This window comes from Pedobacter sp. B4-66 (assembly GCF_018492665.1).
Taxonomy (GTDB): domain Bacteria; phylum Bacteroidota; class Bacteroidia; order Sphingobacteriales; family Sphingobacteriaceae; genus Pedobacter.
Genome location: NZ_JAFVME010000009.1, coordinates 96,215 through 118,887 on the forward strand (window position 1 = coordinate 96,215; position 22,673 = coordinate 118,887).

General features: G+C 37.8%; 11 protein-coding genes. 2 read left to right on the plus strand and 9 right to left on the minus strand.

Annotated elements, in window-relative coordinates; translation table 11 throughout:
* Nucleotides 1-115: 115 nt before the first annotated feature.
* The 5 genes from J1905_RS15410 to J1905_RS15430 form a co-directional block, all read right to left on the minus strand.
* Nucleotides 116-2,872, minus strand: coding sequence for a glycoside hydrolase family 2 TIM barrel-domain containing protein (locus J1905_RS15410; protein ID WP_214228198.1), 2,757 nt, complete (start codon nucleotides 2,870-2,872; stop codon nucleotides 116-118).
* Nucleotides 2,873-2,977: 105 nt separating this feature from the next.
* Nucleotides 2,978-5,233, minus strand: a complete 2,256-nt coding sequence (locus tag J1905_RS15415; RefSeq protein ID WP_214228199.1) for a glycosyl hydrolase — start codon at nucleotides 5,231-5,233, stop codon at nucleotides 2,978-2,980.
* A gap of 148 nt (nucleotides 5,234-5,381) precedes the next feature.
* Nucleotides 5,382-5,606, minus strand: a complete 225-nt coding sequence (locus J1905_RS15420) for a CDGSH iron-sulfur domain-containing protein (RefSeq protein WP_214228200.1) — start codon at nucleotides 5,604-5,606, stop codon at nucleotides 5,382-5,384.
* A gap of 78 nt (nucleotides 5,607-5,684) precedes the next feature.
* The gene (locus tag J1905_RS15425; RefSeq protein WP_214228201.1) at nucleotides 5,685-6,185 is read right to left on the minus strand and encodes a DinB family protein; all 501 of its coding nucleotides are present in this window, start codon (nucleotides 6,183-6,185) and stop codon (nucleotides 5,685-5,687) included.
* Nucleotides 6,186-6,416: 231 nt separating this feature from the next.
* A complete protein-coding gene (locus J1905_RS15430; RefSeq protein ID WP_214228202.1) occupies nucleotides 6,417-8,807 on the minus strand; it encodes a TonB-dependent receptor in 2,391 nt (796 codons plus the stop codon).
* 200 nt (nucleotides 8,808-9,007) lie between these two features.
* Between J1905_RS15430 and J1905_RS15435 the strand changes: the two genes are divergently transcribed.
* Nucleotides 9,008-9,466 carry a MaoC family dehydratase gene (locus J1905_RS15435; RefSeq protein ID WP_214228203.1) on the plus strand — a complete coding sequence of 153 codons (459 nt, stop codon included), beginning with the start codon at nucleotides 9,008-9,010 and terminating at the stop codon, nucleotides 9,464-9,466.
* 30 nt (nucleotides 9,467-9,496) lie between these two features.
* Here the strand turns inward: J1905_RS15435 and J1905_RS15440 are convergent, their stop codons facing one another.
* Together J1905_RS15440 and J1905_RS15445 are read right to left on the minus strand one after the other, a co-directional pair.
* Nucleotides 9,497-10,525, minus strand: a complete 1,029-nt coding sequence (locus J1905_RS15440) for a PorP/SprF family type IX secretion system membrane protein (protein ID WP_214228204.1) — start codon at nucleotides 10,523-10,525, stop codon at nucleotides 9,497-9,499.
* 1 nt (nucleotide 10,526) lies between these two features.
* Nucleotides 10,527-15,947, minus strand: coding sequence for a PKD domain-containing protein (locus J1905_RS15445; RefSeq protein ID WP_214228205.1), 5,421 nt, complete (start codon nucleotides 15,945-15,947; stop codon nucleotides 10,527-10,529).
* A gap of 291 nt (nucleotides 15,948-16,238) precedes the next feature.
* On the opposite strand from J1905_RS15445, the gene J1905_RS15450 reads away from it, so the two are divergent.
* Complete coding sequence (locus tag J1905_RS15450; protein WP_214228206.1) at nucleotides 16,239-17,156, plus strand: bestrophin family protein; 918 nt, start codon at nucleotides 16,239-16,241, stop codon at nucleotides 17,154-17,156.
* A gap of 4 nt (nucleotides 17,157-17,160) precedes the next feature.
* On the opposite strand, the gene J1905_RS15455 is transcribed toward J1905_RS15450, so the two are convergent.
* Nucleotides 17,161-20,343, minus strand: coding sequence for a GH92 family glycosyl hydrolase (locus J1905_RS15455; protein ID WP_214228207.1), 3,183 nt, complete (start codon nucleotides 20,341-20,343; stop codon nucleotides 17,161-17,163).
* A gap of 8 nt (nucleotides 20,344-20,351) precedes the next feature.
* Nucleotides 20,352-22,667, minus strand: coding sequence for a GH92 family glycosyl hydrolase (locus J1905_RS15460; protein WP_214228208.1), 2,316 nt, complete (start codon nucleotides 22,665-22,667; stop codon nucleotides 20,352-20,354).
* Nucleotides 22,668-22,673: the final 6 nt, after the last annotated feature.

Sequence of the window (22,673 nt, forward strand, 5' to 3'; positions counted from 1 at the left end):
TATTAGCACTATCGATATTCTGAATTTATTTCAGAATACCTCTTAAGCAGGCATAAGAATAGCATGTGGGAGCTATACCCTCCCACATGTACTGAACAAGAATAGATATTTGGACTTAGTGAACGAAATCAAGCCACAATGTTCCTTTAATCAATTCTCCATTGGCCTGATGTTTCTTGCTTTGAGGCCCCATCACTTCCGCAGCTTGAAATTTAGTACCTATAGGACTAATTGTATTTAAGAATCCTATGCTTCCTTCAGGAAAAGCAGGCTCAACATTATTATTTTTAAGTGCATCTTTCTCCCTTGTCGGATGTAGCATTTGCAAATACATATTTTTATCAGTTGTGTAAACAGTAAATGGTGATTCTTTGTTCTCTATCACCACCCAATTCACCTCTGCATGGTAACCTTTAAACTCTGGATAGCCAAAAGTCTCACCAGTAATTGCATTGTTATATGCTTTATGCCAAACGCCAAATTGCTGCCCCTTTAACCTATTTTTCCAGACTTTATAGGGTCCTCTGCCTAGCCATTTCATTCCAGTAATCTTCTCTTCGGGGTAATTAAAAGTGATACCCGTAAAATCAACTTCTCCGGTCTGACTATAGCTATAATCAAGTCTGACTGGGAGCTCCGAATTGAATGTCCACTTGGCCGTAAGAGCGCCTTCACCTTCATATACGGCCTCCACAATTACATCGCCATTAGATTTCTTGTGACTGAAACTTTTTAATGATGTATTTACCCCGGCTAGAACCGGTCCGCCAGATAAAGATATAGTCTTATCGTTTGTAATCACTTTTTGAATATAACCCGTACGCTTGTCGAAATAGAAACTTTTATGCATTGATTTAATTACCAATTGATCAGTTGTTTCTGAAGTAGAATAGGGGAAATTTTTGCCATAGAATAAGCTATTCTTAGCATGTTCAGCTGGCGAAGTGATAGACCAACTCCAGGTAAATATTTCATTCTTATCTGGGCCATATGCAGTAAGATAAAGCGCATCATTCTTTGACCAAGTTGGAGGTAAAGCTAAGTTTAGTGTGCCCTTTTCACCTGGTTTAAGATTAAGAGCCCTTGGTATACCTGATGCTTTTACAATTGCAGATCTATCTTTATTATTTGCCAATGGAAATTTAACTAACTTCCACTTGAATGTACATTGGTTTAGATTGGTAAAGGAATAGCTATTTTCAACAGGTATTTTTCCGTTAAAGCTCTTATCAATAGGTTTAGGATCTATGTATACTGGCGACCAAATTTCTTTAATGGTATAAAAGCTGGCCTCCTTTTCCCGATGTGGACCAACAATGCCATCAGCTCCATGATTCCCATCAGAATCATACACCCCATTTTTATCGGTACGAATAACAGCTTCATCTAAAAATGCCCAGATAAAGCCACCTGCATTGTGGGGATGTTTCATCATCATGCTCCAAAAATCATCAAGTGCAGCCCCTGCCCCACCGTCATAAAGCCCATGCATAAACTCTGTAGGAAAGAAAACGTCTTCCTCGGTAGCTACCGATTTAACTATATAATCGTAATCAGGATAGTGCTTGGTATTGGTACCATTAAACTTTTCCCAGGGATGTATAACAGTACGTTTTTGAGGATCGTATAAAGCATAATCATTATCTAAGCCTCTGTTCCAGCCACCCTCGTTACCATTGTCCCACATCACAACGGAAGGATGATTTACATCACGTATCACTAATTCCTTAACCAATTTACGACCAACCACGGTATCATATTTTGCCTGCCAACCAGTTAATTCATCTAAAACATATAAACCTAAGGAATCACATACATTCAGAAAATCAGCATCTGGTGGATAATGCGACATACGTACCGCATTCATGTTCATCTGCTTCATCAGCTGAACATCTAATAAGTGAATATCATTACTCAGCGTACGTCCTGTTTCAGGCCAAAAGCTATGACGATTACTTCCCTTCATCACTATCTTTGCTCCATTTACATAAAACCCATCGTTTCTTCTTAACTCAACGGTGCGGAAGCCAAACTTCTGTTTAACCTGATGAATGATGCCTTCTTTATTTTTTATACTAACAACTACCTGATATAAGTTTGGAAATTCGGCACTCCATAACAACGGGTTAGCAAGGTTAGTTTTTAGCTCTAAATGTTCTGCCGCTGTATTTGCTTTAATAGTAAAAGGTTTACCTACATTTTCTCCATTTATCTTTTGTACCTGACCTTGGATAACTTCATCACCTTTTAAGTTCTGAGTATAAACCTCTGCCAGAAAAGAACCGTCTGCTTTAGCGTCTATAGCCATTCTATCAATAAAGGTTTCAGGAACTATCTCCAAATAAACCGGTCTGAAAATACCCCCGAATATCCAGAAGTCGCTTTTACGCTCTGCATTGTTAACGGAACCATTTTCTGAGTTTTTGCTAACCGTAACCTCTAACAGATTTTTTCCATTGGATTTAATTAAAGCAGTAATATCATATTTAAAACGATAAAAACCACCTTGATGTATTGGACCGGCTTGTTGACCATTAACCATCACTTTAGTATCGGTCATAACTCCCTCAAAAATGATCAATACTTTTTTAGCCTTTACATTATCTAATAAAAATTCATGTTTATAAATACCTTGCTCATTGGCTTTTACTTTATCGTGGCCATAATTATAGGCGCCAAAACCTTGTAATTCCCAATTCGAGGGAACTGCTATTTTTGTCCAGTTGCCACTTTTTCTTCCTTCTGTACAATAAAAATCCCACTGTACAGTATGGTCCTTATCTGTTCCTGACAAATATTTAGTAATGGTTCTCTGCGAGAATGCATTAAAACAAACAACCAAGAACAATAACTGAAGGGATACTCTTTTCATAAACAACATATTAACAGAGGGATAGTTCTTAAAGGAAAATTAATTCTTATAAATATTGGCAGAATAATCTGATGATGGAAATTTGATTTTAATATATCATTAATGTTACTTCTTTTCTAGTATAAAAACACTCTTTACCGCTTGTAGTGACAAGGATAACTCTGTATAATCTAACCCCTTATGTTTGATATGAGCAACTGCTGTAGCGCTCATTTTTTTACCGGTATAAGGATCCCATATCTCTGGAACAATTTTACCTCTTAATGTTACCTTAGTATTTATAACCTCGTCAGAAGAGTTTGCAAAATAATAGATATTCCTATGATCTTTAACCTTGTGAAGGTAAGACAGCGCTCCATTACCATTATTTGGCTGGAGGTTATTTTCCCATTTTACGTCTGGAGCAATACCCATTTCCGCAAAAGCATCTGAGATATTTTTATCATTTATTTCAGGAATAAACAAGGCCATTCCACGCTTTGGATTGGTTTGAATATTTGGGTTACCTGTTTTTTTATAATCAGACCCGAATACTTCCCTCACCATTTTCACTACTAACGAATCCATACCAAACTCTGCAGATTTACTTGGCAGAATACCTGTAGCAATTATCTTTCCTCCCTGATCGTAAAATTCCTTTATTTTCTTTAGTGCATAATAAGAAGTTACTTTGCCTGAGGGTAATATGATAACACTATATTTTTGTTGATTAACTTTATTGTTCAACTCGATTTTATCACCTTTAATCTGATATTGATTACCAGCAAATAGTTCAGGATGAATAAAAGTAAAATCACGATGAACCTGATTGGTCAGTATATCGCTTAGGTTTAGATAGTCTGTTTTCGGTGGTGCAAATTTCCCCCAGCCTGGATTGTCCTTTGCCTGAAAATGATAAAACCCCTCCAAAGCGGCTATAGGATAGATAATCCCAATCTCTGAAACATCCTGCCCACCACGCAATAAAGTACCTGTTCTTGCTGCAAAATCATTATAATCCTTAAGTCCCGGAGCTATTTTAGTGCTATAAGGTGAAATTAGCGGTGGTATTCGAACAGACTGAGGCTTTACATCATACCACATTCCATGAGGAATGAGTGTATTGACACCCCTTACAAAGATTTCCATCGCAGTGCGATACATCATTTTCAGATCAAACTTATCTTCCAAAAAGGCTCCGTAGATCTCTGCGGCTACTTCTGGTCTGTCATAGGCCGCGGCCGCTGAGCTAACCAATTTATACCCAGCCCTTCCGTGCCCCTGATAAAAGATGGCATCCATAGTAGGAATATGATTGTATCTATAGAATTTAAAAATGTCTAAATTCATATCTACCGGCTGAATTTCGTAGTTACCGGGAGGATGCCCCGAGGTTTTTAAGCCATGTTTATTTGCCCATTCACCTATAATCTTAGGAAAGCCTTCAGCCAGTAATTCTGCACGTGTATTGAATAAAGCTATTCGTGCAGCTTCTGTTTCTGGTCCAATATCCTCCCATAAAGCCGGATAAAACACTGAGGGGTCTTGGCCATATATTTCTTGAAATTTCTTATTGAAGCCCAAGGTCCAGGCACGTTCTATAGTAACATAACCAACATCATCATAGAAGGTTTGCTGAATTACATTGCCGAAATAATTATTGAATCTGCCAGCATACTGATCATAAGTTAAGTTCACAAATTTATGGACAGCATCAGGATCCATGTAGTCAACAATCTTATCTACATTTAATTTACAGGTAAAAAACATAATCTTCCAACTACCTTCAGGTACATTCCAAGTCAGTTTATCTTCTTTTACCATTGCAGAGAGGTTTATTCTTTCCTTGCTTCGCACATTCATGGCTACTGTAGCCATTGCAACTCCCTTTGGTAATGAAAGTACTATTTGCGTGGAGCCTGTTATTGTGGTATCTGTTTTTTCAAGTATTTTACGCGTTGCTTCTGGGTATTTTTGTTGCAATGCTCCACCTGCAGAGCCACTCGGAAAATCTACATCATCATAAAGAATAACCTTAATGCCATTAAATTTTGCGGCCTTTAATATATCCTGATAACGACTAAAATACTCTTCAGTCAGGTATGTAGGGCTCATCCCCGGAGAAGGTAGTCCAGTAGGGTGTTGTGCCCCTTCAGTTACTGGCAAAACAGCTACACCGCCAAATCCGCTTTTTGCTGCATCAGCAACCTGACGGTTAATTTCTTGTGTAGTCAACTGACCGTTTAAATGCCAGAATGGCATAGGTTTATGAAGAGTAGATGGATTTTTGAATTCATTCCATAAATTGTTTCGCTGGGCAAGGGACGTTAACCCGATAGCACAACTGCAAAGTACTGTTAATACAAATTTGGCTTTATACATTTAAGGGCTAATATTCGGTTTCGTATTTGTAAAACAAATATATCGATTCCATATCCCCCACTGTCACGAACCATCCTGTACATGGATGCTCACAAAAAAAGGGATTTCAGTTATACTGAATCCCTCTTATTATACTTTAATTAGTTGATTAAACCTTTTTAGGAGGAAGATCAAAAGCAACGGCCTCATGTTCAAAATGGCCATTATGTGAACCATCGCAAAACGGTTTATTTTTTGAAAGCCCGCAGCGACAAATTGATAATGTAGTTCTACCTTGTAATCCGTACACTTCACCATTTCTGTCGACGATCTCAAAATCGCCTTCTATCTTCACCGACCCGTTATTATTAATTGTAAGTTTCGTCTTTGTCATGTATTCTTAATTTTGGTCAAAGCTAAAACAAAGTAGATAGACAAGGAAAGATCATTTCAATTTAGAAACGTTCTCTGCTTAATCCATGGCAGGCATACCCATTTCAGCCCACTCTTCTTTAGAAGGACCATACAAACCCGGAACAGGCAATCCAAGCATACGCATTATCACCGTCATTTGACCACGGTGATGGCTCTGATGGGCAACCAGTATCCTTAATATTTTACCTTTCTCCCAGGAATCGCCATACATTGGCACCTTTTCCACTAAAGATGAATCTGTCCATCTTAATTGAACTGCCCTGCTAAGCAATATGCTGTAATTACTATAAGCCTCTACCAAGGCTTCCATACTCTCTGGTGCTTGTTCATGTTCTAAAGCATCCTGATCCAGTAAACCAGCACGAGTTCCCATCTCTGTGATCGTTTGAGTTAGATGCCAGGCAAGCCTTTGTAAAGAACGTACATTCTCATGAATTCTCTCTTTACTAGTTTCTGATGTAATCAAGGAAAAAATCTTAATTGTGGCTTCAGATTCATATTTCCAATCGGCTAAAAAATCATTAATACTACGGTACATTTAACTTTATCTTATTGTTCTAAATTACTATTCTCATCAAATTCTACTGAGAAAACGAATATAGTAAATCTAAATACCTCTCATCCCTATTATTTCTGATACACGCGTACACTTACCGCGCTATCAAAGACGACTCTGGCGAAATAAAATGCATACTCCATTCAGCAAAAGATGTTACTGAAAAAATCCAAAAGTTGAAGGCAGTATGCATAAAGCAAACGTAAGTAGTTGTTAAATCCCCTGTTTCACCCTACTAGTTTCACTATCATCCGTATTTCTAGCAGCTTTATTTCCTTTACCATTTCCAAAACGGTAAAGAATAGTGATTCTTGCTTTTCTATTGTCGTTATATTGTGTACTAAACTGATTGACTCCATTAACAATGCCTTTATATTTTTGCTGACTTGTTTTAAAAACATCCGATACATTAACTACAAGGGTTAATTTCCTGTCCATTACCATTGCCCTAAAACTTAAATCGGCAGCATAGTAGGCCTCACTGATCAAGCGATTATATACCTCAGGAAACTGATACCAAAAAGTAGCATTAGCCATTAACGTTTTCTTGGCATTTAAAGTAAAAGTATTATTGGTAGAAACATATCCACTCAATTGCTTTAAGGTTCCTTCAGCAATTGCCCCATTTGATTTAGACCTGTTTAAATAAATATTAAACTGATTGTTATTCTCCCACCAGCTCACTTTATTGAATGTGATAGTTTCACTCAAGCCTATGGCAACAGAATTAGCATAATTCCGTATTACCTGAGATTGAATGTTGTTTTCTGTATCAAAAAAGTCAAGTGAACTAAATCCATTAGAAACAAAATTAGAGTAAACAGAGGTACTCAACCAATCTTTATAATTGTAATTCAACTCAAAGTTGTTACTAAAGGATGGCTCCAGATAAGGATTTCCCTCTTCGTAGACATTAATAGCACTATATAACCGAGCTGGATTAAGTAAACTGTAATCAGGGCGATTAATTCTTCTACCATATGTAAAAGATAAAATATTGTTTTCATTCAAAGTGCGCTGCAGGTAAAAAGTAGGGAACAACTCGAAGTAATTATTTTTTGCTGCCTCTGTTTGCACCGAAGAATTGCCTCTAGTTTGAGTAGTTTCTAATCTTAAACCTAATTTTACGCTCCACTTACTGAATTCCTTATCTGCACTGGCATATAAAGACTGTGTGTTTTCTGAATAATCAAATACATTGTTATTAAGAGTACCTATGCTAAATGTTTTCTCATACATCAAATTGTTTTTACTTTTAATAGTGGAAAGTTTAGCCCCAAGTTCCAGATTGGCAAATTTATACGGCAAAGTTAAATCCAGCTTATTTGTAAATATATCTATATACTCATTTTCTGACAATCCAACCGGCTTATAGCTATTCAACAATTCATGCTGATCATTATAGCTACTACTTTGAAACCGGTTATCATCGTCCATTCCATATCTAAAATAGTTAGAAGCAAATTCTATCTTTTTACCAGATGTATCAATTTTATGGTCTAAATAAATTTCAACATTCCTAAGGGTGTACTCCAATTTATCTTTGCCAATATTAAGCAAAGTAGAGTCTAAACGACGACCAGTTTGGGTATAAAACCTCCCGTTTTCATGCAAATCAATCTTATAATCACGTACCCCCTGCATGTATTTAACCCCCACAGTTGTTTTTTCACTTAAATCATAATCTACCCGTACATCCCCTCTCATTCCTTTCCATTTCATTAGGCTTGTCGACTGTCTCTCCCATAAATTCTTTGGTGTAGAGAACTCAGTAGTTGCGTTTAAAGACGATTCAGAATAAACCCCAGTCAGGTTGATGCTAATATGAAGCTTGTCAAGGTTGTAATTAAAAACCCCTGTTAATCCAACCAAGTATCGGCTGGATAAAACAACACCGGTGTTAATTAAACCATTAAAGCCTTGTGATAGATTCTTCTTTAAAACAATATTAATTAGGCCAGAGTTTCCGTCTGCTTCATAACGTGCGGAAGGATTAGTAATTATTTCAATTCTTTTAATATTGGCAGACGGAATGGACTTCACATAGTTAATCAAATCGACACCTGAAAGCTGCAAAAGCCTATCATTTACCATGATTTTAACATTATTTTTTCCAACAATATTAACCCCTTCATCATTTACACGAACACCAGGTGCTTTACTTAATGCATCCACCCCATCTCCGCCGATAGCCGACAAGCTATTTTCTACGTTAAACAAAATCCGGTCTGTTTTACGTTCTATAAGTGGAGCCTTAGAATAGATACTTACTTGCTTTAACTGTTTACCCTCATTAGTTAACCTAATAAGCAAAGCCGTATCTTGATTTAGGGCATCAGATAAATCTATAGATGTAGATTCAAAACCAATGGCGCTAATGATTAGCTCACGTTGTAATGCTTGCTTTGCGTTAATTAAAAAAAGACCAGTACTATCTGTAATGCTAGTCTGCAAAATGGATTTGTCTGATTTCTGCTGAAGAACGATGCTGGCAGAAACTACCGGTTGGCTGTTTTCATCGATTACTTTTCCTTTTACCAAATGTTGTCCGGACGAAGTTAATACTGTTAAAATTAAGAGGATGGTAAATAGATTTCTTTTCAATTGAGTAAGTTTTAGTTTTACTCATGATGATCAATACACAGCTATTCCATAACACCATATCAATATTTAATCTTTATTCATCCTACTTTATACAAAATTGCTATATTGTTACACTGAAAGGGATAAGATGTTCTTCATAATCATGTGCAGTGCAAGTTTTGTTCATGAAGGATCATTATAAAACAGTCCTTAATAGATATATGTTAATAATCAATAACTTCGAAGAGTATCAATCGCATTTAGGTAAAGAATTAGGCGTTTCTAATTGGCATAAAATAGATCAACAACAGATTAATAAATTCGCTGATGCGACATTGGATCATCAATGGATTCATGTAGATGAAGAAAAAGCTAAAAGTGAAGGACCTTTTAAAACGACTATTGCACATGGGTATTTAACCTTATCACTAATTCCATATTTATGGAAGCAAATTGCAGATGTTCGAAACATTAAAATGGAAATAAACTATGGCATAGAGAATTTCAAATTTGGTCAGGCAGTACTGGTAGACAGTGAGGTTCAACTAAAAGCCAAGCTTAATTCTATAGCAAATTTAAGGGGAGTTACAAAAGTTACTATTGAGGCTACCCTTGTTATTAAAGACCAGCCAAAACCGGCTTACACTGGCAATGTAGTGTTCCTATATCATTTTATCTAACAACAAGATTCTAAACCCGATATAGAAGGTCTAATAGAAATCGTAGCACCTTAACCCATTAAAATAGTTGTAACCGGAGCTATTTGGAAAATATTTTTGGTATCCAATACTTGCCTCAGTAGTACCGCTTGTATTGGTATAATTAATTTTTGAAATCGTGGCGTCATGGCTTATTCCTAATCTTAGCTTTTCCCCATTCCGATTACCTTTAAAAAGATCAAAAATCAAAGAGAGAACAACTGCATCGGGCCCGTTTTGTGGCCCGGTTCTATACCAAAGACCTGTATTAAGACCTTTGTATTTAAATTGAGCTCCCATACTTAAATTGGTACTGCTTGCCTGCCTATAGTATACTACGGAAGGAATTATAGAAGCGCCTTCGCTTTGATTATAATCAAAATACTGAGTCAAGGGAATTTTAAAACTGGCATTTACAGTAATTCTCATTGGAAGCTTGGCCTGTGTTCCACTAAAGGATTCATCAGGTCTGTTGATATGGTGTACTGCAGTACCTAGCATAAAATTACGGTAAACAAGATTTGCACCTGTTGCTGCGTCAAAGAAAAACTTATTGGAAATATCAGGCAGTTTGGCAGCAGAAATCGTCCCGGGAACATACCCTAAACGAGGATCGATCTGATCAGAAAAAACCAGCTTATTCCAATCTATGCTTCTATTGGTAAAACCAGCTTGTATACCAAAAGACAAAACAAAATCATCTCCACCAACACTATATGAATACGTAGCTGCCGCATTGTTTTTAACTAAATATGCAGTACCCTCACTGGAGCGATTAAAAATCAATCCTACTCCACCCGGAAAATTAGCAATATTTAAATCGGCAGACGCCGAAATATAGGATAGATCACCAGTTAAGCCAGACCATTGATTTCTATAAATAAGGCTCATTCTAATATCCCCTTCAAATTGACCCGTTAGCGAAGGATTTAAATATATAGGCTGGTTAAAAAACTGCGAATAAATATGATCTTGTGCAGAAGCATATCTAATACCTATAAAGGTTAGCAAAATCAACAAAATCTTTAGTGTCTTTACCATGTTATCTGATTAAATATACCGGCCCTGTTCGTTTTGGAGCGCTATTATCGTATGTCATTCCTTTCCATTGTGATCCGTTGATGAATTCCACATCAATTTTCCAATAATAAACCGATTGTGGTAATTCACTATTACGGTATGTTCCATCCCAACCTTCCAGAGGATGTCCTTCTTCAAGCTTTGTTGTTTCCCATACTAGTTGCCCCCATTTGTTAAAAACCGACATCCTCCAAGATTTAATACCTGAGCCTTTAGCTTTAAATAACCTAAGATCGTTACTCTCACTGCCAGGTATAAAGGAGTTTGGTACAAATAGATGTCCGGGTACTCCGTTAATTCTTACATTTTTAATTGTAGTTGCAAAGCAGCCACTCTGATTGATCACTTTTAAGGTTACTTTGTACAATCCTGTATCCGGATAGGTATGTTTCGGATTTTTATCTATTGAAGTTGTTCCATCTCCAAAATCCCATAGCCATTGGGTAGGGCTATTAGTACTCTCATCAATAAAGTTAAATGTATAAGAAGGAATGCTGATCACCACACCAGGATCTACAGAAAACTGTGCAACAGGAGGTTCCAAAATTTTAATATAATCACTTTTTGCGAGTGTATTTGGACAACCTAAACTATTTGTTGCTGTTAGTGTCACAGTATAAGATCTATGCGAACCATTATATACATGCGTAGGCTCGAATTCAGTAGAAGTTGTTCCATCACCAAAATCCCATAAATAGGATAATCCACCTGTTGTTTTATTGCTGAATTTTACCTCAAGCCCCGGACAACCTATCTCGTTATCTGCGGTAAAACTAACTAATGGTTGCTCAAGCACAGTTATTGTCTCTGTTGTTGTAGTATCGGAACACCCATTTGAAGCAGTAAGTACAACAGTATATACTCCTGGATTTTTAAATGTGTATTGTACAACTTCTGGTGCTGATCTTGTTATTCTGCTTCCTCCGTCTCCAAAATCATATTTAAATAAATTCGCCCCTTTAGAATTGTTATAAAAATTAACAAGAAATGGTGCACAACCCGTTTTCTCTGTACTGTTAACCACCAGCTCCGGTAAAACGGTGTTAGGAGAAACCCGAATAGTATAGCTACTTTCCTGACTACCACATTCGTTTTCGGCGCGCATTTTCACAGTGTAATCTTTTACTGTTCCTGTTACATAAACATGTTCTACAGGTAGCTTATCTGTTTTAGTAAGAAATGTACCATCCCCGAAATCATAATAATAAGTATTTGTACCACCTGGAGAGGTATTACTAAATGTAACTTTCATTGGCGAGCAGCCAACCGTTTTATCTGGCGAAAAAACAGCAATCGGCTGTGCTTTAACAAAAACAGACGAAGTAAACACATTGGTTCCGCAGGGTGACGTAACACTTAAGGTAGTTACATAAGTGGTATCTTTTCCTAGCGGATTTGGTTGAAAAGTGATTGGAGGAGGCATCACTAAAGAAGAAGTTGTACCGTTGCCAAAGTCCCATTTAAAATCTGCATCAACAAGAGAGGTGGAAGTGTTTACAAAATTAACTTGCAAGGGACCGCATCCTTCAGACTTATCCTGTTTAAACGAAGCCGTGATGCTTTGTCGGGTTGAAAATGTATGCGACATTTCATCAGCTTTACACCCTTGTTTACTGGTTACTACCAGCTTTATAACAACTGATTCATTTTCGTTTGTTATTTGATAACCGGGAAATTGGGCACCTCTGCCAATTTCTGTTTCATTTGCGTACCAGATATAAATATCATTTCGGTCTATATCAACAACAGCTTTTATATTTTTATCGTCAATATTAAATGGTTTACATCCCTTATCAGATGTGAATGTAAAACTGGCAATTGCATCTGGTTTAACCGTAATGTTTACGCTACTACTAACGTTTGCCAAACTACCTGAACATAATCCACTGCTGGCTAATCTTCTATACTTTGTAGATACAGTTAAAGCACCTGGAGCATATGTTGGTTTTATTTCTCCTTGTATTTCTACCCAATTAACTCCATTGTCAGTGCTTTGTTCCCAGCTATAGGTATAATTTAAGTTATCACCACCCGTAGGTCTAGAACCTGTTAATGGTGCCGGGATGGTGCCCGAACAAATGATTTGGTCTGTACCAATTTTATTGTCTGCAATCGGTGGCAAAGCAATTAGATTTACCTCATTACTTACAGATTCACAAGCGCCCCCAGAAACAATACGCCTGAATGATGAACTGGCAGTAATGGTGAAAGTCAAATCCTTGCTAGTTGCATCAGGAATAGTTGACCAGTTACCACTTGGGTTTGTACTTACTTCCCATCTGTAAATGTATGGAGGCTTGCCTCCAACAGGTACATCGCCATTAATTGTAACCTGTTTCCCAGAGCATACCGTTGTTCCTGATGGGTTGGTGACGGTATTTACAAGAGACTCTAAGTTATCAATAATCACATCATCAGTACTAGAACACAAACTTACCGCGGTAATTGTCCAGGTAAAAACATATTGCTGACCGGGAATAATCGAGGTTACAGCGCTATTGTAAGCCGTAGGGTCTGTAATTTGAGGCCCTGCAGGCGATACTGTCCACCTACCTGTTTCGTTAACCCCGGGTGCATTACCATTTAAAGTAAAGCCAGGCTCACTACAAAGTGATTGATCAGCACCTGCATCGGCCACAGTAATTGTAGGATGCACTTTAACTACAACAGTTTTTGGCGTACCGGGGCAACCGTTAAATATAGGGGTAATCTTATACGTAACACTTCCCTCAGTTGGCCCGCTATTGGTTAATATATCGTTAATTGCAGTAACAGATATTGGAGTATCCTGATCGGTGTTGCCTGTAACTCCGGTAGCTGTGCTTGTCCAAATATACATGGCACTACCATTACCTAAGTTTGAACTCAATGTGATGCCAGATGGATTTCCGGTACATATAGTTAACATTGTTGCAGTGGCAGTTAAAATTGGTTTCGGATTTACCGTTACTGTTAAAACAAATGGCTCTCCATCGCATCCATCCTTTTGAGGAATAATCGTATAAACAACAACGGCATTGTTTGTTGGACTTGTATTGGTAATCACATCAGTAATATTTCCCGTTCCTGTTGCACTGTATCCGGTAGCCAAACCATCACTATTTATTGCCGTCCATTTAAATGTACTTCCTACTACGGTAGATATTGGAATAAAATCTACTGGGTTTCCAGTGCAAATGGTCTTAGTAGCATCTGTATTGGTTAATTTATTTTCAGGACGGATGATAATATCTAGTTGCTTTAAAACCTCAGCACAATCACCTGGCACTCCAGTATTAACCGTTAAAAATATGGTGGCTTTTCCGGCATTGTGTTCTTTTTTACTTGGCCTGTATGTAGTAGTAAGACTAGATGGGTCTGAAAAACCAGTATTATTATCAGTTCCACTGCCCCAGGTGAATGACTTGTAGCTTCCTGAAATATCCCCTATCAGGTCTACAGATGCTTTGTAGCAAATTGGGTTTGAACTAGCGACGATAGTTATAACCGGCGCAGCTGTGAATATTATTTCTTGTGAAGTGGTAATGCTACCACAGTTATTTTTATGAGTTACCTTAACTGTATAGGTACCAAAATTATCAAAATTAATTTTTGGATATTTACTGTTTGCCGTAAACGGAGCCACGAAAGAGGCACCGGCTCCTATAACTTCCCACGTGTAGGTATCCGAAAGCTCGTCGGCTGTTCCACTAATAACTGTTTTAGTATCCGTCGCATCAGGGCCAAATACAAGATCACCCTTCTGGCAAAGTTTTGCGGGTCCAGACAAAGTTACTTGTGGTTCCCCATTAACAACAACCCTCTGTGCTTCTGTCTTTACCGAACAAGTTCCAGTTTTTACACTGAGCGTGATATTGTATATTCCTGATTTAGAAAATTTAAACTGTGGAGTAACGCTCGATTTATCAGTTCCTGGCACGTAAGATACTCCATCTGCCGGCACCACATCCCAGGTATAAACCGGTGTTGACGGACACGACTTGTCATCTAAAATCGAAGTATTTGTCGGGATAAGTATTGGTGAAGTTAAACAAATCAAATTACCTCCTGGTAAACTAAAACTTGGCTTTGGTCGTTCCTGTACACAAATTTCTTGCTCCAGGTCATCGGCCTGGCAATTACCTTCGCTTATCGATGACAAACGTATTTTATGCTTTCCTGTAGTGGTAAATTTATGGACGAAATTATAAGTAAGCGGTTCATTTTCAGCAATAAGTTTATCATCCACATACCAATTGTACTTAACATCATTTGGTGCACAGCCTAAAGAATTGGTATTTGTTGCTTCTCCGGGTAAAGAACGATTATTAAAAATAATATTGTCATCTACACATGCTATCGGAGGAAAAGAAAACAGGTTCTCTGGCCTGGAAACTACCCTGGCTGGGGTAGATAAGGGTGAGCCAATGGCACCACAAAATGGGCTTATCACACCCACATTTACACCAAAAGCATTATAGACAGTTTGGGTTCCAGATCGGTAAGACAAGCCACAGGAAGACTTTGTATACGTATGCCTTACCCGATCATTGTTTTGCTTGATGTCACAATAAGTGTAGTCATTATGCATCCCATCTCCCCAGTCTACCCTATAAATGTTACCCGGAAAATTCACTCCAATACCGTTATTAGAAGCATCAACGACGTACTCAAATGTGCCAACAGGAAAACATACAGTATTCCCAGTGGTGGTACGAAATGCAGTTACAGCAAGATTGTTAATCAAAAAATATGCTTGAGTTCCTATTGATCCGTCAAGCATTGTTGCTTTTACAAATAAGGTATAATGAGCAAGTGAAGCAGTATATGATTTTGCTTCTCCAACAGAACTAAAAACTATTGTTTGAAGTGCTGCTCCAGGATTCAATTCATTCTTGAAAGTTACAGTTACATTTCCTGTACTCGATTCGTTGTCAAATGAAAATGCTTTCGTTGGCGTGTTCTCATCAGTATTGCAAGTTCCAAATGTTAGTGGATTTATGCTCGTTTTAGAACTAGAATTTAAGGCAGCGGTTACTTTTCCTCCTGCTCTTATTTCAAAAGGACCAGAATCTGAGGAGGTAAGCACAGGTGAAGTTGATTTTACCCTAAGTTTATATCCTGTTCCAGTAGGTGTGGTGGCGGGAATAACCCCATTTACAAATGTAGAGTAGAACCCGTTATAGGATCCGATACTTCTTTCGGTTCCGTTATCTGACACCAGATAAAGCTCAAATGAATTACCCGGACGAAAGCAATCAGATCCCAAACTAAAAGTTGCGGCTATAGTTGATCCGGGCGTATAGGGCCCCGACGCAACCGGATCTATAGCAATTTGAGAAAATCCTATAGAAATATGATAGAAGAATAAAATGAGCGTTAATATCAATAAGCGTTTTACCATATTATAAATATTATGATAAAAGTAAAGAATTTTTTACTTATTGTTCATTTCATTCATTAGTAATTATCCTAAATATTTACACGAGTTAAAGTTTCATATGAAAGGTGATCACTTGGTCAAACTGCCGCAACCCAAACCCTCCATATTAACTGCTAGTTAAGTAATTGTTAAATACAATCATTACCTATTAAGCAAACACTTAAGACCACTCTTTTGAAGGCTCTCGGATCAGCACTGTAGATTCAAAATTTATAGAATTGCTTTATCTTTACACAGTAAACAATTTTCCAAATGATAATAAGAAAGAAGGAACACTGGTTTAAAATGCTCTTTATCTGGCATGGATCTGTACTACCAACAGTTCTCCCCCGACTAATTTTGCTCCTTATCATATCCATTTGTGTAGTATGGCTTCGAGGAACCATTTTTTCATTCAAGATACCCCTCAATCCCGTCCCGTTAACTTTATTTGGGTTCGTACTTGCACTGTTCCTTGGTTTTCGCAATAATGTTAGCTATGATCGTTTTTGGGAAGGTCGAAAACTTTGGGGTGCTTTGTTAAATGACACCCGATCATTAGCGCGTCAAGCTATGACCCTACCTAACACTGCAGAAGACAACAAGTCAACCACTAATTTTATTCAGTTATTGATATCTTTTACTTACGCATTAAAACATCAACTGAGAGGCACGGACGCCAGCCTGGATTTAAAAACCCGCCTAAGCGAAGAACAATTTAAAATCATAGCACCAACAAAATTTAAACCAGTCATACTTATGAAACTCATGGCCGAATGGATAAAGAACATTAAAAATGATAATAAAATCGACTCCATTCAGCAAGCCAGATTTGATGAAAATCTGGATAAGCTATCTGATATTGTAGGTGGTTGCGAAAGAATTATATCTACACCTATACCGTATAGTTATCGTGTTCTATTACATCGCACCGTCTATTCATACTGCTTCCTATTACCTTTTGGTTTAGTCGATAGTTTACAATGGCTCACACCTCTTATCGTTGTTTTTATAGCTTATACATTTGTAGCCTTTGAGGCTATTGCTGATGAGATTGAACAACCATTTGGAACCGAAGCAAATGATCTTGCCCTTAATTCAATGTGCTTAATGATAGAAACAACATTATTGGAATTGGCCGGTGAAAGACTGCCCGAAGTTGAACCCCAAAATGGCGGAATCATTGATTAATTTATCATTTCACTATACCCCATTTCGAATTCGGCTTATTACTCATCTCCAACACCAATGTTCCTCCTTTAAAAACTTCACTTTGCAAAATCTTAAAATCCTGTATCAACTTCCCATTTAACTTTGCAGATTGAATATATTTATTTTCTTTCGAGGCATTATGAGCTTCAATTGTAAATTTCACCCCTCTGTTATATTTATTGTTAAATAGAATTGTAGTACGCGGATATCTGGGACTACCAATTTCATAAATGGGCTTTGCCGAACATCCTCCATCCATTTGAAAAAAACCAATAGCGCTAATGATGAACCAACTACTCATTTGACCTAGATCCTCATCACCAGGGTAGGCATCATAAGGTGTAGTTCCATAATACTGTTCTTGTATGGCACGTGTCCATTTTTGAGTAAGCCAAGGTTTCCCTGCCCAATTAAACAAATAAGCAACCTCCATCGCCGGCTCATTACCATGGTTAATAGGAAACGAAGAAAAATCATCTCCAGAAGCATTAAAGTTGGCTACTGCCGACTTCTCCATTGCCTCATTTAGACGATCAGCAAATCGCTCCTTACCCATTTCAAAAATAAGCCCTTTGGGATTATGCGGCACAAACCAGGTATAATTAAAGGCATTCCCTTCTACAAAACCAGGTGTATGATAAGGGTCAAATGGGTGCAGCCAATTTCCTTCTTTATCCTTTGGCCTTGCGAAACCGGATTCTTTATCAAAGATATTTCTCCAGTTTTCAGACCGTTTATTAAAATGCGTATAGTCTTCTTTTTTATTTAACGCTAAAGCCATCTGTCCCAAACACCAATCATCATAGGCATACTCCATCGTATTAGACACTGAACCCATACCTAGCGGGATGTATCCATATTTCATATAAGGCTCAATATCCTCGACACCGACAGTACCTCCGCCCGAATATTTTTGAGGAGCAGTAGTCAGCATTTTTTTGAAGCCTGAATAAGCTGTTTTCAGATCAAAATCTCTGATACCACTTTGCCAGGCACCTTGTATCTGCGATACACCATGCATTGCCACCATCACCCCGGTATGCTCTATGCCGGCAGGATCAGTATTAAACCAACCACTATTCTTGTAAAGCTCAATACCAGACCGTGCCCATTTTGAAGATATCTCAGGGGCAACCAAATTAAACAATTGCTGATTATTCCAAAAAGTATTCCAGTACTCGCCACTCACAATACAGTCTTCTTTATTCTCAAGCTGACGAATCTTCTCATCTTCATCCACGTACCTGCCATCAGCATCACTCCAAATTGCTTTGGCTGCAATTGCACGATATAAATTAGTGTAAAATTTCACTTTTTGCAGATGGTCATCTGTCTCTATCTGAACACGTCCCAAATACTCATTCCATATCTTCCGCGCATTTTGAACCACTTTTTCAAAATCCCAACCGAAAGGTTCTATCATTTCTTTCTGAAGATTGTTCCTCGCTCCCGCCAAATCAACTAACGAAACTCCTGTTCGCACCTCTATCGCTTCCCCCTCTTTAGTTTTAAAATTTAAGAACACCCCCAGATCTCCTTTTCCTTGTATTGTATTTATATCATTCGTAATAACTGGCGCGGATTCAAACTCATGAGTACGATTCCATTCTCCAATATATCCGGTAACAGGCTTTACCCTATCATTAACCCATCCTCCCATAGATTGAAATGGTTTACTAAACTGCATCACAAAGTGAACCGTGTACAATTGTTCTAATGAATAGCCCGTAAATGCATTATAGTAAGTAGCAAACCCCTCTATTTCGTTACCAGTGACCTTTGTGATTTTTGCATCTTTCAGATTATGAGGGTATTCATTTGGAGTAAATAAATCAACCAATATTCTTGCTGAATCCAAAGCAGGAAAAGTATAACGTTGAAGAGACGCTCGTCTTGTTGATGTGATTTCAGCTTTAATACGGGTATCTGTCATAAACACACTGTATTTTCCGATCAAAGCAGACTCCGATTTTTTATCAATTCTTGAACGATAACCACCATCTGGATTTTTTTCTGTACCCGGATTTACCTGCAACTTACCACTTGTAGGCATCGTTAATAAACCACACATCGTCCAGTCAGAGAAATGACTAAAGCCCATAATATTATCCACAGTGTATTCGTATCCTGCTTTCCAGGTTTCATCCTGATTATCAGGCGCTATCTGAACCATACTAAGCGGCAATGAAGGCCCTGGCTTAAACATCCATCTTGAGTTGCCGGTTCCCATAAGCAAATCCACATAGTCTACATAAGTTTGAAGACCTTGTTTAGAACGACTTACATTACCTGCGTAAATAATTTTATTTCCTGCTTTTATAGTAACAGGTAGCGTAGAACTTGTTGTAGAGCTGGCTACTGCCGGCATAGGTATTTCTAGAATAGCATGTCCCTTTTCTACAGTTTTTGTAACAGGTGGTAATCCACCAATTGAAACACTAATAGATTCCTCTTTATCCATTTGAATAACATCAATAAGCAGGGGCTGAATCCGTTTATTACCTCGTTTCAGTTCAAATGGTGCAGCTTTCGCAGAAAGAATTAAAGACGATGCAATATCTTGAATTTGCAAATCCTCATCTCCTTCCATTCTAATGTCATCAAAAACAGCCCATGATCCTGATATCATGCCCATCTGAATGATGTTTAATCCGTTTTTCAACCAATTTCCCGGTATTTCAACTGATACAGTATTTTGTTTACCAGCAGAATAGTTCCCGTCTAATGCTTTTCCATTTCCAGCAGATACGTTTAATTCCTGGCGATGTCCGTTTATTTCTACTCGCAATACCGTTGGTTTATTTGCATTAACATCAGCAAAATCAACAATGAGCTTAGCAGTGCCTTTTGAAACCTGATTCTTTAAATTAAATACTATTCTTGGAAAATGACGTGGATAAAATCCCGACCAATATCCGCCACCAGCCCAACTATCTAGTGGACCAGGCAATACATAAGGCCAATGTTTTTGAGGAGTAGAATGACCAATTGAGAATACCGTATTTTCGCCACCAAAATCAGCCAGAAAACTACCTTTTCCTGCCGGAGCCAGCGCAAATTCAGCAGCACTATTATCTTGTTTTCCTATTTGCCAAATCGTATTTTTCTGACCGTAAGTTGTTAGAGAAAAGAAGTATATAAATAATAGTAATCCGATTTTTTTCATTGCTTGTATCAATTTTTAATATGTTGTTTTCCCACTCCCCAATTTTTATTAGGTAATGGCCCCATCTCAAACTGCAATTTCCCTCCGTTCACAATATCCTTAAAATGAATTTTAGTTTGGGTTAGCGCCTTGCCATTTAAAGTGGCTGATTGAATGTAAATATTCTCTTTTGAATTATTATTGGCTTCAATAATAAACTCTTTTCCTTTATAAAACTTAGGGTCCAATTTAATTGTGATTCTATTAAACAGCGGACTTGTGAGGTCAAGTTCAGGATTCATTTCAGTACCACCCCGCATTTCAAATAACCCCATCGAGCTCATTACAAACCAACCACCCATTTGTCCTTCGTCTTCATCACCCTCCCAAGCTTGATATGGTGTAGCGCCATAAAACGTCTCCAAAATATCGCGACTCCATTTTTGGGTCAGCCAGGGTTTTCCCGAATAATTAAACAAAAAAGCGGGCTGCATATTTATCTCATTTCCCTGATTAATGTAAAACTCATTTCGTTCACCCGTTGTACGGTCTAAAGCATGAGCCGCAAATTTGTATTCTACCGATTTCTCAAAGCCATCATCTAATCGTTTATTAAACAAGTCCTTTCCCATCAAACCAATTAATCCGTCTACATCATGAGGTATATAAAATGAATACTCCCAACCGTTTCCTTCTACAAAAGAATTGTTTGAAAACTCATCGTAATTTGGCATCCATTTACCATTTGAATCTTTTGGAACTACAAACTTTAAATCGGTATTAAAAACATTCTTGTAGTTTTGTGAACGCTTGATGAAATAGTTATAATCGGCTTTTTTACCTAAGGATTTTGCCATTTGTGCTACACAATAATCATCGAAAGCATAGTCCAGGGCCTTATTAGTTTTACCAATTTCATACGGAACATACCCAAATTTTATGTATTCTTTCAGCTTTGGATTTCCGGCTGAACCTCCATAAATATTCACCCCTTCGTTCATCATCATAAATTTTGCAGCTTCATAAACTTTCTCCGCAATGGTTTTATTTTTGATAATCCCCTTCTGATAAGCAGCCACCATTAAAGCAATTTCGTGCGAGCCCTCCATAATGCCTGAATATTCAAGCCCGGTTGGTCCTTTACCCGTCCAACCAGTATGCTCAAACAGCTCCAATTGAGTTCCCACCCAGTTTTCCATAATATCGGGAGCGATTAAACTTAGTACTCCGTTAGAATTCCAAAACGTATTCCAAAACGCATCACCGCCATATATACTTTTGCAATACTTTAGAGTTTGAACGTTTTCTGCCGGATCTACATATTTTCCATTTACATCATTCCAGGTTTGTTTAGCAGCAAAAACACGATATAAGTTGGTGTAAAATTTTGCTTTATCGGTTTCTGTGCCACCATCTACTTGAATAGTTGACAAAAGTGTATTCCAGGTAGTTTCTGCATTCTTTTTAACGGCTTCTATATCCCAGCCGAATGGCTCCATTTCCGTTTTTAAATTTAAGCGCGCTTGTTCAATACTTACCAACGAAATACCCGAACGCACATTAACCTGATCCCCTTTTTTAGTTTTATAAGTAACAAAAGCCCCAACATCTCCTTTTCCTGAAATCTCCTTGCAATTTCTGGTTAGTTTTTTTCCTGTCCAGGCATTAAAACTTTGAAAAGGCTTATCAAATTGAAGTACAAAACATACTTTATAATCATTAAAACCTCCCGAACTTGATTTGGCATAACCCTCAATCTCAGTATCAGTCACTTTCGTGATTTTAGCATCTTTCACATTAAAATCATATTCGGCAGGAAACTGCAAATCGATTAAAACACGCGATTCTTTTTTCTCTGGAAACGTATAGCGTTGAAGTCCACAACGGATTGTAACCGCCATTTCTGCTTTAACATCATGATCATATAGGTATACAGAATAATACCCTGGCGAAGCTTTTTCTGTTTCCTTTTGAATTCGTGAATGATAACCGGCACCGGCACCTTTATAGGGCGAATCAGTTGGCTCATCAGAATAACTTAAATCCGCAGTGGTTGGCATCATTCGCAAGCCCGCCATCGTCCAGGCATGAAGGTGACTAAAGCCATCTACACTATTTATAGCGTACTCATAACCTGCCATCCAATTGTACCCTTGATTGGCTCCCTGATTATCAGGACCTAATTGAATCATCCCATAAGGCATTGTGGCGTAAGGGCCAAGCATCCAACGTGAATTGGATGTCCCCATAAAAACATCTACATAATCAATAGGTCTTTTTTCTTGGGCAAACAGTACTATTCCATAAAAATTGAGCAGGCAAAATAATATGGGCTTAAGTTTCATTATTCA